This window comes from Hansschlegelia sp. KR7-227 (assembly GCF_049446035.1).
GTDB lineage: Bacteria > Pseudomonadota > Alphaproteobacteria > Rhizobiales > Methylopilaceae > Methylopila.
Genome location: NZ_JBMSEA010000001.1, coordinates 2,802,501 through 2,816,230 on the forward strand (window position 1 = coordinate 2,802,501; position 13,730 = coordinate 2,816,230).

At 70.1% G+C, this 13,730-nt stretch carries 9 protein-coding genes (1 of these 9 only partly in view); 2 read left to right on the top strand and 7 right to left on the bottom strand.

What is annotated here, in order from left to right; all coding sequences use genetic code 11:
* Positions 1 to 1,574: the 3' portion of a M23 family metallopeptidase gene (locus ACO2RJ_RS13105; protein WP_423268439.1), read on the top strand. It extends 439 nt beyond the left edge of the window; 1,574 of the gene's 2,013 nt are visible here — the last part of the coding sequence; its start codon lies beyond the left edge, outside the window; it ends in the stop codon at positions 1,572 to 1,574.
* 100 nt (positions 1,575 to 1,674) lie between these two features.
* Here the strand turns inward: ACO2RJ_RS13105 and clpB are convergent, their stop codons facing one another.
* Complete coding sequence (gene clpB, locus ACO2RJ_RS13110) at positions 1,675 to 4,275, bottom strand: ATP-dependent chaperone ClpB (RefSeq protein WP_423268440.1); 2,601 nt, start codon at positions 4,273 to 4,275, stop codon at positions 1,675 to 1,677.
* Between the two features lie 212 nt (positions 4,276 to 4,487).
* Between clpB and ACO2RJ_RS13115 the strand changes: the two genes are divergently transcribed.
* Positions 4,488 to 5,258 carry an MOSC domain-containing protein gene (locus ACO2RJ_RS13115; protein WP_423268441.1) on the top strand — a complete coding sequence of 257 codons (771 nt, stop codon included), beginning with the start codon at positions 4,488 to 4,490 and terminating at the stop codon, positions 5,256 to 5,258.
* An 18-nt stretch (positions 5,259 to 5,276) separates the two neighbouring features.
* Here the strand turns inward: ACO2RJ_RS13115 and ACO2RJ_RS13120 are convergent, their stop codons facing one another.
* From ACO2RJ_RS13120 to ACO2RJ_RS13145, 6 genes are all read right to left on the bottom strand, one after another.
* Complete coding sequence (locus ACO2RJ_RS13120) at positions 5,277 to 6,557, bottom strand: MFS transporter (protein ID WP_423268442.1); 1,281 nt, start codon at positions 6,555 to 6,557, stop codon at positions 5,277 to 5,279.
* A gap of 134 nt (positions 6,558 to 6,691) precedes the next feature.
* A complete protein-coding gene (locus tag ACO2RJ_RS13125; RefSeq protein ID WP_423268443.1) occupies positions 6,692 to 7,642 on the bottom strand; it encodes a DUF4167 domain-containing protein in 951 nt (316 codons plus the stop codon).
* Between the two features lie 341 nt (positions 7,643 to 7,983).
* Positions 7,984 to 8,850 (bottom strand): peptide chain release factor N(5)-glutamine methyltransferase, encoded by an 867-nt coding sequence (gene prmC, locus ACO2RJ_RS13130; RefSeq protein WP_423268444.1) that lies wholly within the window; start codon positions 8,848 to 8,850, stop codon positions 7,984 to 7,986.
* Complete coding sequence (gene prfA, locus ACO2RJ_RS13135) at positions 8,847 to 9,935, bottom strand: peptide chain release factor 1 (protein ID WP_423268445.1); 1,089 nt, start codon at positions 9,933 to 9,935, stop codon at positions 8,847 to 8,849. Before prfA ends, prmC begins: the two co-directional genes overlap by 4 nt.
* A complete protein-coding gene (gene ptsP, locus ACO2RJ_RS13140; protein WP_423268446.1) occupies positions 9,932 to 12,208 on the bottom strand; it encodes a phosphoenolpyruvate--protein phosphotransferase in 2,277 nt (758 codons plus the stop codon). The genes prfA and ptsP overlap by 4 nt, the downstream gene beginning before the upstream one ends.
* Before the next feature lie 194 nt (positions 12,209 to 12,402).
* Positions 12,403 to 13,656 carry an aspartate kinase gene (locus ACO2RJ_RS13145; protein WP_423268447.1) on the bottom strand — a complete coding sequence of 418 codons (1,254 nt, stop codon included), beginning with the start codon at positions 13,654 to 13,656 and terminating at the stop codon, positions 12,403 to 12,405.
* Positions 13,657 to 13,730: the final 74 nt, after the last annotated feature.

Sequence of the window (13,730 nt, forward strand, 5' to 3'; positions counted from 1 at the left end):
CCCAGGCGCCGACCGAGTTCGCCAGCCGGGTGCCCTCCTTCGATCCGCTGAAGATCCAGACGCAGGATCGCGACCGGGCCGCGCCGGAGTCCGATTCGGAGGGCGATCTCTCCTTCGTCGTGTCTGATCTGGCGGCCGTCCGGGTCGGCGTCGACGAAGGTCCCACCGTGCCGCCGGTCGAAGTGCGCGCCCGCGTGCGCGAGGCGGCCGCCTTCGAGCTCGCGGCCCGCTACGAGCCGGCCATGCAGATGGCCCCCGGCGCGCAGCAGCGCTTCGCCTACGCCGCGGAGGCGGGGTCGGACGCGGTGGCGCCGTTCGATTCGCAGCTCGCGCTGCGCAACATGACTCTGGTCGCGAAATCCGCCGAGGCCGCGACGGCCGGGCCCGCGGCCCCCGGCGAGAACACCGTCGCGGTGGCGTCGGACGGCCCGCTCGCGCTCGCGCTGACGCGCGACGCGGGGGCCGCGCCCGAGGACGCCCGCGCCATCGCCGCGAAATTCGCCGGGCGCGACGGGTATGGCATCGCCTCGGTCATGACCGGGCAGCGCCTGAAGGTGCTGATGGGCCACGCCACGGCCCCGGGCGTGACCCGGCTGCAGCCGGTCCGCGTCAGCCTCTTCGACGCCGACGGCGGGCATGTCGGCTCGGTCGCGCTGTCGGACATGGGAGACTATGTGGCGGTCGCCGACGTAGCGGACCTCGCGGACGAGCCGTCGCCGGAGGAGATCGCCGACGAGGTCGAGCGCCCGGGAAACCCCGGCCGCATGAGCCTCTACAACGGGCTTTACGAGGCGGCGCTGAAGAACCAGGTGCCTAAGGCGGTCGCCGACGAGATGGTGCGGATCGTCGCCTATGACGTCGACTTCAACCGTCGCGTGGGGCCGAGCGACAGTTTCGAGCTGTTCTATTGCGACCCTGAGGAGCCGGGCGGCGACGGCGAGATCGACTACATGTCGCTGAAACTGGCCGGCGAACAGCGCCGCTACTACCGCTTCGAGACCGACGACGACGGCCTCACGGACTACTATGACGACGTGGGCAAGTCCGCGAAGAAGTTCCTGATGCGCAAGCCCATGAATGGCGGCGTGATGCGCTCCGGCTTCGGCTTCCGTCGCCATCCCGTGCTCGGCTATTCGAAGATGCACACGGGCGTCGACTGGGCGGCGCCGGTCGGCACCCCGATCGTGGCGTCCGGCAACGGCACGGTCGAGAAGGCCGGCTGGACGAGCGGCTACGGCCGCCAGGTCGTGCTGCAGCACGCCAACGGCTACGAGACCACCTACAACCACATGTCCGGCATCGCCCGCGGCGTCGCCCCCGGCGCCCGGGTCAAGCAGGGCGACGTCGTCGGCTATGTCGGCTCGACCGGCCTCTCGACCGGCGCGCATCTGCACTACGAGGTGATGATCAACGGGCGATTCGTGAACCCGATGACCATCAAGCTCCCGCGCGGCCGCGAACTCGACGGCGACATGCTCGCAGCCTTCGAGACCGAGCGAAAGCGGATCGACGGCCTGCTCGGCAAGGGGCCAAGCACGGCCGCCGCCGCGACCCCTGTCCGCGCCGGCGGCTGAAGCCTGCGCGGTCGCGGCCGAGGCTGCGACGACGCTCCCCGCGCCACGGCGCTCCCGGACCGGCCTTGGGCCAGTCCGGGATGGTCACCGGGCGTCCGGCTTACGCCGCCGCGGAGACGTGCCGCCGGCCGATCAGCAGGCCCGACCCCGACGCCGTCGCCGGCACCCGCTCGCCGTCCTTGATCTCGCCGGCGAGGATCAACTCGGCCAGCGGATCCTGCACGTATTTCTGGATCGCCCGCTTCAGCGGCCGGGCGCCATAGGCGGGATCGTAGCCCTTCTCGGCGAGCCAGGCGCGAGCTGCGTCGTCGAGATCGAGCGTGATCTTGCGGTCGGCGAGGAGGCCCTTCAGCCGCTCGAGCTGAATGTCGACGATCGCGCCCATCTGCTCGCGCTTGAGCCGGTGGAACAGCACGATGTCGTCCACCCGGTTCAGGAACTCCGGCCGGAAGTGCGACCGCACCACCGCCATCACCTGCTCGCGCACCGCCTCGCTGTCCTGGCCCTCGGGCTGGTTGACGAGATATTCCGACCCCAGGTTCGAGGTCATGATCAGCAGCGTGTTGCGGAAGTCGACCGTGCGCCCCTGCCCGTCCGTCAGCCGGCCGTCGTCAAGCACCTGCAGCAGGACGTTGAAGACGTCCGGATGCGCCTTTTCGATCTCGTCGAACAGCACGACCTGGTAGGGCCTGCGCCGCACCGCCTCGGTGAGCGCCCCGCCCTCCTCGTAGCCGACATAGCCGGGAGGAGCGCCGATCAGGCGGGAGACCGAGTGCTTTTCCATGTATTCCGACATGTCGAGGCGGACCATCGCCTGGTCGTCGTCGAACAGGAAGGCGGCCAGCGTCTTGGTCAGCTCGGTCTTGCCCACGCCGGTCGGCCCGAGGAACATGAACGAGCCGATCGGGCGATTGGGGTCCTGGAGTCCCGCCCTCGCGCGGCGGACTGCGGTCGAGACGGCCTGAACCGCCTCGCCCTGGCCGACGACGCGCTTCGCGAGCTCGTCCTCCATGCGCAGCAGCTTCGCCCGCTCGCCCTCGAGCATCCTGTCGACCGGCACGCCGGTCCAGCGCGACACGATCTGGGCGATGCGGTCGGGCGTCACGACCTCCTCGACCATGGAGCCGCTCTCGCTCGCGGCCTCCTCGGTCTCCTTGAGCTCCCGCTCGAGTTTCGGGATCACGCCATAGGCGAGTTCGCCGGCGCGGCCGAGATTGCCCTGCCGCTGCGCCTGCTCGAGCTCGATGCGCGCCTTGTCGAGATTTTCCTTCAGCGTCTGGGCCCGGCCGAGCTTGTCCTTCTCGTTCTGCCAGCGGGCCGTCATCGCGTCGGCCTCCTCCTGCAGGCCGGCGAGTTCGCCCTCGAGCTTCTCGAGGCGGTCCTTGGAGGCCTGATCGGTCTCCTTCTTCAGGGCCTCGCGCTCGATCTTGAGCTGGATGATCCGCCGGTCGAGCTCGTCGAGCGCCTCCGGCTTGGAATCGACCTGCATCCTGAGGCGCGCCGAGGCCTCGTCCACCAAGTCGATCGCCTTGTCCGGCAGGAAGCGGTCGGTGATGTACCGATTCGAGAGAGTGGCCGCCGCGACCAGGGCCGAATCGGCGATCCGGACGCCGTGATGCAGCTCGTACTTTTCCTTGATGCCGCGCAGGATCGAGATCGTGTCCTCGACCGTCGGCTCGGAGACGAACACCGGCTGGAAGCGACGCGCGAGCGCTGCGTCCTTCTCGACGTGCTTGCGGTACTCGTCGAGCGTGGTCGCGCCGACGCAATGAAGTTCGCCGCGGGCGAGCGCGGGCTTCAGCAGGTTCGAGGCGTCCATCGCGCCGTCCGCCTTGCCGGCGCCGACCAGCGTGTGCATCTCGTCGATGAACAGGATGATCTGCCCGGCCGCGGAGGTCACCTCCGACAGCACGGCCTTCAAGCGCTCCTCGAACTCGCCGCGATACTTCGCGCCGGCGATCAGCGAGCCCATGTCGAGCGCAAGCAGGCGCTTCTCCTTGAGCGACTCGGGCACGTCGCCGTTGATGATCCGCAGCGCGAGCCCCTCGACAATCGCCGTCTTGCCGACGCCGGGCTCGCCGATCAGAACCGGATTGTTCTTGGTGCGCCGCGACAGCACCTGAATGGTGCGGCGAATCTCCTCGTCGCGCCCGATGACGGGGTCGAGCTTGCCGTCGCGCGCGACCTGCGTGAGGTCGCGGGCGTAGCGCTTCAGCGCGTCATAGGCGTTTTCAGCCGTCGCGGAATCGGCGGTGCGGCCCTTGCGCAGATCCTCGATCGCGGCGTTCAGCGCCTGCGGCGTCACGCTGGCGGCGGCGAGCGCCTTGCCGGCCTCGGTGTCCTTTTCGAGCGCGATCGCGGTCAACAGCCGCTCGGCGGTCACGAACTGGTCGCCGGCCTTCTTCGCGACCTGCTCGGCCGAGGTGAAGATTCGCGCGGTGGCGGGCGCCAGATAGAGGTTGCCGGCGCCCGAGCCGCCGACCTTCGCGACCTTTCGCAAGGCCGCCTCCACGGCGGCGCGCGCGTCGGCCGGCCGGCCGCCGGCCTTTTCGATCAGCCCGGAGGCGAGCCCCTCCGGATCGTCGAGCAGGACCTTGAGCACATGCTCCGGCAGAAGCTGCTGATGGCCCGCGCCGCTGGCCGCGGATTGCGCGGCCTGCAGGAAGCCGCGGACGCGTTCGGTGTAAATTTCCGGGTTCATGAAAACTCTCCCTTCGAGCGCGCCGGCTTTCGCCGCCTTGCGGCCAGTCCGGCCGGCGCCTCAGTTCGTCTTCGCCGAACCCATGCGGGAGCGGCGCACTGGGCCCCCAGAGGCGACCCTGCTTCCGCGAATATGGTGTTGCCATTTCGCCACGAAAGGGGATGGTGACGGAGAACCGTCGCCTCGCCTTTGATCTGCGTCAGGAACCATCCGTGAGATCGACCGTCGGCCTTGTCGCCACGCTGCGGCGCTATCCCGTCAAAGGCCTTTCCCCGGAGTCGCTCGCCGCCATAGACGTCGAGCCCGGCCGCCACTTGCCGGGCGACCGTGCCTTCGCGATCGAGAACGGTCCGTCGGGGTTTGATCCCGAAGCGCCGCGCAAGATCCCGAAATTCAAGTTCCTCTGCCTGATGCGGAACGCGCGTCTCGCCAGCCTCGACACGCGCTACGACGCCGCGTGCGGCCGGCTTGAGATCCGGCGCGACGGCGTCGTGGCGCTCGAGGCGGACTTGGCGTCCGCGGCCGGGCGCGCCGAAATCGAGAGCTGGTTTTCCGAGTTCATGGGCGAGGAGCTCAAGGGCCCGCTCAAGGTTCTTCCCGCTCCCCCCTGCCACACCTTCTCCGACACCGCGAAGGGCGTGGTTTCCCTGATCAACCGCGCGAGCGTCGCGGCGATCGAGGGTTTCGTCGGCGCGACGGTCGATCCGCTGCGCTTTCGCGGCAATGTCGACGTCGAGGGTTTCGGGGCCTGGGAGGAGCTCGACTGGGTCGGGCGCGGGCTCACGATCGGCGAAGTCGAGTTCCGGGTGGTCCAGCGCACCGTGCGCTGCGCCGCGACCGAGGTCGACCCGACCACGGCCGAACGCGACCTAACGATACCCGCGACGCTCCAGAAGCGGCTCGGACACGCGGACTGCGGCGTCTATGCGGAAGCGGTCGCGGGCGGCCGACTCGAGGTCGGCGCGCCCGTCCGGCTGCTGTAAGGCGGCAGACTTGGCGCTCTACGCGGGCGTCGCCGCGGCGGCGCCATCCGCGACGTCGCGCCGGACGCCGCCCTCGGGCGCAAGCGGCAACCGCCGCATCGTCGCCAAGAACAATGCGAGCGCGACCAGCGCGACTGCGCCATGCGCCAGGAACGCGACCCCGTAGCCAGTGAGGCCGAAATCAAGTCCCAGGGCGGACGGCACGCCCTCGCCATGCTGTACGATATAACCGGCCGCGGTGGTCGACAGGCTTGCGCCGATTCCCTGCACGGTCATGACCGCGCCGAGCCCGATGTTGAAGCGGCCCGTCCCCCTCAGGATCCGCGCCACCAGCGCGGGGGTGACGACGCCAAGAATTCCCGCTCCCACCCCGTCCAGCATCTGCACCGGAATTGCGATCCACGCCTCCGGCGTCGAAGCCGCGATCACCCCGCGGACAGGAAGCGCGATCAGAGCCGCGAACAGAAGAGGGGCGTAACCGAAGCGCTCCGCGATGCGCGCGGCGAGCAACGCCATCGGCACCATGACGGCCTGAGCGACGATGATCGCAACCGACGTCCAGAACACGGCGTTGCCCAGGCCCAGCGCCTCAATGCGCTGTCCGACGAGCGGCAGCATCGGCGCGTTGCCGAAGTGGAACAGCAACAGGATGGCGCCGAGAATCATCAGCGCGGGCGTCTTCAGCAGCACCGCGACGCCCGACGCGCCGCCGTCCCTCGTCTTGGCGTCGAACCCGCGGGCCACCTCGTGGTCGATGTCGGCTTCCCGGATGACGAGCGTCGCGGCGACCGAGCCGACCGCCATCGCGATCATGACGAAGAACACGGCCTTGATGCCGAAGATGTAGGAAAATCCCGCGCAGGCGACCGCGGCGGCCACATTGCCCGCATGATTCGCGGCCTCGTTCCGGCCGATCTGGTGGGAGAAGGCGTCAGGCCCGACGATGCCGAGCGTCATCGCGGCGATCGCCGGCGGAATCACCGCGCCGGCGACGCCGGTGAGGATCTGGGCGACCGAAACGACGCCGAAGCCCGGGATATAAAAGATGGAAAGACAGGCCGCTGTGACGGCGAGGCCCGCGACGATCGTAACGAGCCGCTTCTTCGTGGTGACGTCCACGAAGGCGCCCATCGGCGTCGTCGCGAGCATGCCCGCGAGCCCCCCGATCGTCAGCACCACTCCGATGTCGACCGCCGACCAGCCCTGCCCCTGGAGAAAGATCGCCAGATAGGGACCAAGGCCGTCGCGAACGTCGGCCATCAGAAAGTTCAGCGTCGTCAGCGCGCTGACCGAACCCATCGTCTGTGCCGATCATGCCGCCGATCGCGATCAAGCCGCGAGCGCACGAACTGGCGCGAGAGCGGCTCCCCGGCAAGCGCTGCGCGGAACGGTCGCGCCGGCGACCGACGCCGCCGCGACCATCAGATCAGACGTCAGTCCGAAGGCGCGTCCGCGGTCGGCTGCGGCGACGGCTCGGCTGCGTCCTCCTCGCCCGAGGCGCTGCGGCCGTAGCGACCATAACGGCGGCGGCGCCCGCGCGAGGACGGCGCGGGAGCGTCGTCATCCGTCGAAGCTGGGGCGTCGACTGCGGTGTCCGGGGCGGCGGCCGCTTCGACGGCGACGGCCTCGGGCGCGACCGCTTCGGGCTTCGATTCGGGTTTCGACCTGGGCTTCGGCGCCTCTTCCGCGACCGACGGCGGGGCGCCGGCGGTGATAAACGCCGGGAGTTCGCTTAATGCGGGCTGCTCTTCAGAGCGAGGCGCCGCCGCGCGGTCACGGTTCTCAAAGCGACCGCCCGGACGATCCGAACGACTGTCGCGCCGATCGTTAGTGCGGTCGTTGCGCTCGTTTCGATCGAAGCGCCGCTCGCCGTCGCGGCCAGGCTGAGCGTACCCGCCGTTCGAGCGCCCCTGGTCGCCGTTCGGCCGAGGCGGCTGGTCGTTGCGGTAGGGCTGAGGGGCGCCGTTCGACTGCGGCTGCGGCTGCGCCTGAGGCTGGCTGTTGGCCTCGCCGGCGCCGTCGGCATTGTCCTCGTCGAAATCGGGGTCGTTGTAGTCGTCGGCGTCGGCGCGCACGAAGGTCTGGTGCGGCTGAAACTGGGCCTGCGCCGCGGCGAGCAACCGGTAGTAGTGCTCGGCGTGCTGCATGTAGTTTTCGGCGGAGACCGGATCCCCCGCCGTCAGGGCGTCGCGCGACAGCTGCACATACTTGTCAGCGATGGTCGCCGCGTTGCCCCGGATCTTCACGTCGGGGCCGTTTGATTCGTAGGACCGGTTGAGCGGGTTCGGGCCCTTGCCGCCACTCCCGCCGCCGCCGCCGCCGCCGCCCCCGCCGCTCCCGCCGCGACCGCGGCCGCGGAGCCGCTTCGATTGACCTTGCCTCATGGGGTTCAAATCAGCACTCGTTCTATTTGTAAGGCCGCTCGGCCCGGGGCTTGACGTCTCGCGTCCCCCGCTCCGCCGGGCTCGCTTTCCGGCGCCGCGCCAAAACTGGCGGAAGCCGGCCCGCGAGACCCGATGCGTTCCGCGGGCGTGAGCCCCCGCACAACGACTTCGGCGCGATCGAAGCTTTGCGTCGATCTTCAGAGCCTGTCGCGCCAGATCCTTCGGACCCGCGCCGCTCCGAAAACATCCATCCGTCGCTCACAGGCCCCGTAACACAGGGCGGGCGTCAGATGATTCCGAGCCCGAACATAGCGGCGCGGCGTACGGATTCCAAGGGGTTTTTAACGTCGCTCGGAGGAGCCGCGCGCCTGCCTGAAGACGATCGCCCGGGCGACGCCGGCGAGGTCGGGCGCGACGCGCTCGACGACGAGGCCGACGCCGCGCCCAAGAGCGGCGACGTCGTCGGCCTGACCGACGCCGAGTTCGAGCGCTGCGACCCCGTCCGGCGCGAGCAGACGGGGCAGGTCGGCGACGATGGCGCGATAGGCGTCCAGGCCGTCCGGGCCGCCGTCGAGCGCCGCGGCCGGATCGTGGTCGCGGACCTCCCGGTCGAGGCCCGGCATGTCGCCCCGGCGGACATAAGGCGGGTTCGACGTCACGAGATCGAACGTGTCGTCCAGGGCCGACGCCCAGTCGCCGACGACGAAGCGCGCCCGACTCTCGAGCCCCAGCGCCGCGGCGTTTGCCCGGGCCGTCGCCACCGCCGCCTCCGATCGATCGACGCCCAGGCCAACCGCCTCCGACCGCTCGCTCAGAACGGCGAGCAGGAGGCAGCCCGAGCCGACGCCGAGGTCGAGGATGGAGAGCGCGCGACGGGCCGGTCCGACCGCCGCGAGCGCCGCCTCGACCACGGTTTCGGTCTCCGGCCGCGGCACCAGGGCGGCGGGGCCGAGCCTGAACGGCAGGCCCCAGAACTCGCGCCGCCCCAGGATGCGCGCGACCGGAGCGCCGGCCGCGCGGCGGGCGACCATCGCGTCCAGCGCCGCGAGGGCGTCGGACGGCGCCGGCTCCCGCGCGCCGGCGACAAGTCGGGCGAGGTCGACGCCGAAGGCTTCGAGCGCCAGCACGCGGGCGTCGAGATCGGCTTCCTCGACGCCCGCCTCGCGCAGGGCGGCCGCGGCGGCGCGGACGGCCTCGCCCCGGGTCACGCCGCTTCGGATTCGGAGGCCAGCAGACGGGCGCGCTGCTCCGCCGCGAGCGCGTCAACGATCTCGCCCAGCGCTTCGCCGGCCATGACGGCGTCGAGCTTGTGCAAGGTGAGGCCGATCCGGTGATCGGTGACCCGACCTTGCGGGAAATTGTAGGTGCGGATCCGCTCGGAGCGGTCGCCGGAGCCCACCTGGCCGCGCCGGGCGTCGGCGCGGGCGGTGTCGAGCCGCTCCCGCTCGATGTCGAACAGCTTGGCGCGCAGCAGCGCGATCGCGCGTGCGCGGTTGCGATGCTGCGATCGCTCGTCCTGGACCGCGACGGCTATTCCGGTCGGCAGATGCGTGACGCGCACCGCCGACTCCGTCTTGTTGACGTGCTGGCCGCCCGCGCCCTGGGCGCGGTAGACGTCGAAGCGCAGGTCGGAATCGTCGATCGCGACGTCGACCTCCTCCGCTTCGGGCAGCACGGCGACGGTGGCGGCCGAGGTGTGGATGCGGCCGGACCCTTCGGTCGCCGGCACCCGCTGCACCCGGTGGACGCCGCTCTCGAACTTCAGCCGCGCGAAGACGTGGTCGCCCGCGATCGCGGCGATGATCTCCTTGTAACCCCCGACGGTTCCCTCGCTGACCGAAAGCACCTCGACGCGCCAGCCCTGAGACTCGGCGAAGCGCTGGTACATCCGGAAGAGATCGCCGGCGAACAGCGCCGCTTCGTCGCCGCCGGTGCCCGCGCGCACTTCGAGGATGACGTCGCGGGCGTCCGTGGCGTCCTTCGGAAGCAATTCGGTCTGCAGAGCCTCAGCCGCGGCGTCTCGCCTGGCTCCCGCCTCCGCGCGCTCCTGTTCGGCGAGCGCCCGCATCTCGGCGTCGGTCTTGGCGTCGGCGATCAGTTCGTCGAGGCCGCCGATCTCGGCGTCGATCGCGCGAAGGGCCTCGATCGCTTCGACCACGGGCAGCAACTCGGCGCGCTCACGGCCGAGCCTCGCCAGCGACCCGCCATCGGCCGCGCGCCCGAGTTCGTCCTCGACCGCGGCGAAGCGCTCCAGAACGGCCTCGAGCCGCGCCGTCGACAGACCCGCGCTCACGGCTCGACCTGCAGGCCCCGCGCGGCGGCGAAGTCCCGAAGCTCGGGGCGCAGCGTGCGCCCCCCGTCGGTGCGCGCGATCAGCGGCGCCATGAAGGCCGACACCTCATGGGCGTCGACCTCGAGCAGGGCGGCCTTGACCGGCCCGATCGCCGCCGGCGACATCGACAGCGAGCGGTAGCCGATCCCGATCAGCGCCATGGCCTCGAGCGGGCGGGCGCCGATTTCGCCGCACAGCGTCACCGGCTTGCCCGCGGCCTTCGCCTTCGCGGCGACGAAAGCGAGCGTGCGCAGGAAAGCCGGCGAGAGGGGATCGAAGCGCCCGGACACCCGCGCATTGCCGCGGTCGACGGCGAACAGGAACTGCATCAGGTCGTTCGAGCCCACCGAGATGAAATCGACGCGCTGCAGCAGTTCGTCGAGCTGAAACAGCAGCGAAGGGACCTCCACCATGACGCCGAGCTGGAGCGACGAGGGCAGAGGATGGCCGTGCCGCGCGAGGCGCGCGTGCTCGCGCTCGACGATCTCGCGCGCCTCGTCGAACTCCGAGATGCTCGCGACCATCGGAAACATCAGCTTCAGATCGCGCCCGGCCGCAGCGTACAGCAACGCCCGGATCTGCGTGCGCAACAGCGCCGGCCGGTCGAGCCCGAGCCGGATCGCCCGCCAGCCGAGCGCCGGGTTCTCCTCGGGTTCGTTGCGCATATAGGGAAGGATCTTGTCGCCCCCGACGTCGAGCGTGCGGAAGGTCACGGGCTTCCCGTCGGCGGCGTCCAGCACCGCCCGGTAGAGCTGCTGCTGCGCCGCGGTTCGCGGCATGGAGGACGCGACCATGAACTGCAGCTCGGTGCGGAACAGGCCGACGCCGGCCGCTCCCGTCTCCGCAATGTGCGGCAGGTCGACGAGAAGGCCGGCGTTGAGCATCAGCGACACGGTCTCGCCGTCGCGGGTGATCGAGGGCCGATCGCGCAACGCGCGGTACTGCTCCTGCCGACGCGCGCGAAACCGCACCTTGTCGGCGTAAGCGCGCTCGACGTCGGCGGTCGGACGGGCATGGACCTCGCCGGAGACGCCGTCGACGATCACAGCATCGCCGCTCTCGACCAGGCCAGCGGCGTTCTCGACCTGACCGACGGCGGCGATGCCGAGCGCTCGGGCGACGATCGCGACGTGGCTCGACGGCGAGCCCTCCTCGAGCACCAGACCGCGCAGCCGTGATCGATCGTAGTCGAGCAGCGCCGCAGGGCCCATGGAGCGGGCGACGATGATCGCGTTGTCCGGCAGATGGGTGGTCTGGGGCGCCATCCCCTTGCCGGGCGAGGTCAGTTCGCGGAGCAGGCGGTTCGCGAGGTCGTCGAGATCGTGCAGCCGCTCGCGCAGATAGGGGTCGGTCTGGCGCTGCATGCGCGCGCGGGTGTCGGACTGCACGCGCTCGACCGCAGCTTCCGCGGTCAGGCCGGTCAGAACGGCCTCATGCAGCCGCCGGCCCCAGCCGCGGTCGTTGGCGAACATGCGGAAGGCCTCGAGGACGTCGCGATGCTCGCCGGCGCGGGCGACCTCGCCCTCGTCGATCAGCACGTCGATCGACGCCCGCAGATTGGCGAGCGCCTTGTCGAGACGGGCGAGCTCGGCCGCCGAATCTTCGGCGATGAAGTTCTTCACGACGACGCGCGGCTCGTGCAGCACCACGTGGCCGAGCCCGATCCCCTCCGACAGGGCGACGCCGCGCGCGTGCGCCGGGCGCCGGCCGACGGGTTCGAAGCCGCCCTCCTGGCCGGCGAGTTCGCCGCTCGCGATCATTTCGGCGATGACCATCGCCGTCGTCTGGAGCGCCTCGATCTCCTCGTCGGAGTATTTGCGCTGCGACTTGTTCTGAACGACGAGGACGCCGAGCGTGTTGCCCGAGCGCAGGATCGGAACGCCGAGGAAGGAGTGGTAGACCTCTTCGCCCGTCTCCGGCTTGTAGGAGAACGCCGGATGCGCCTGAGCGTCGGACAGGTTGACCGGCTCGGCCTCGTCCGCGACGAGGCCGACAAGGCCTTCGCCCTTGTGCATCGTGGTGCGATGGACGGCCTCGCGGTTGAGGCCTTCTGTAGCGTAGAGCTCGAGGTCGCCGTCGACGCGCAGCACGTAGACCGAGCACACTTCGGCGACCATGTTCGCCGCGATCAGCACGACGATGCGGTCAAGGCGCTCCTGGGCCGAGACCGGTTCGGCCATGACTTCGCGCAGCCTGCGCAAAAGTACGCGCGGGCCGCCATACGCGCCTCGCATCTTCCGCTCCCCGGCCCCAGGGGCAGGCCTGTCGCTCGCCAACCCGTCCCGCTTTTACATGCTAGAGCAATATCGTCAGCCCGCGCGACGTCGCGACGCCATAGCGTCGCGCGCCCGAGCCGGCAACGTCCCCGCCTTCTCGGGCCGATCGAGGTCCTCGCGGCCGCCGCCGCGTCGCCCAGAGCCTGACGACGTCAGGCCTTGTCGAGCCCGTATACCGAATGCAGCGTTCGCACGGCAAGTTCGGCGTAGGCCGTGTCGATGAGGACGGAGATCTTGATCTCCGAGGTGGTGATCGCCCGAATGTTGACGCCGCGATTGGCGAGCGCCTGGAACGCCTGCGCCGCGACGCCCGCATGGCTTCGCATGCCGATGCCGATGACCGACACCTTGCAGGCGTCCGCCTCCGTGTTCAACGCCTCGAAACCGATCTCGGCCTTCTTGGCGTTCAGGATCTGGATCGCGCGCGCCTGATCCGAGGTGGGCAGCGTGAAGGTGATGTCGGTGGTCTTGCCGTCCTCGGAGACGTTCTGGACGATCATGTCCACGTTGATCGACGCCTCCGCGAGCGGCCCGAACACGCCGGCGGCGACGCCCGGCCGATCCTGCACGCGGCGCAGGCTGATCTGGGCCTCGTCCTTGGAGTAGGCGATGCCTGTGACGACCTGATGTTCCACGATCTCGTCCTCGTCGCAAATGAGCGTTCCCGGCGGCAGCCCGCCGGGTCCGACCTGGGGCGCGTCATGCGCGTCGAAGCTCGACCGCACGAAGACCCGCACCTTGTGCACCATCGCCATCTCGACCGAGCGCACCTGAAGCACCTTGGCCCCGAGCGACGCCATTTCGAGCATCTCCTCGAAGGCGATGCGCTCCAACCGCCGCGCCTGGGGCACGATGCGCGGATCGGTCGTGTAGACCCCGTCGACGTCGGTGTAGATGTCGCAGCGGTCGGCCTTCACCGCGGACGCGATGGCGACCGCGCTGGTGTCCGAGCCGCCGCGCCCGAGCGTCGCGATACGGTTGTTCGGGGCGAGGCCCTGGAAGCCCGCGATCACCGGCACCTGTCCGTCCGTCATACGCGAGATCAGCGTCTCGCCCTCGATCGAGGCGATACGCGCCGCGCCGTGCGACTCGTCCGTTCTGAGCGGGATTTGCCAGCCCTGAAAGGAGCGCGCGGGAACGCCGATCGCCTGCAGCGCAATCGCGAGCAGGCCCGACGTCACCTGTTCGCCCGAGGAGACGATCGCGTCGTATTCGCGCGCGTCGTGCAGCGGGGAGGCTTCGGTCGTCCAGGCGACGAGCTGGTTGGTGGCGCCCGACATCGCGGAGACGACGACCGCCACCTCGTGGCCGGCGTCCACCTCGCGCTTCACATGCGCTGCGACGTTGCGGATGCGTTCGACGTTCGCGACCGAGGTGCCGCCGAACTTCATGACGATGCGGGACATGGGAGAGAAGCGGCTTCCGGAATGGCGGGCGGCGGACGAAGGACTGCGCCCCCGGCGAAAACGCGGCTATAGAT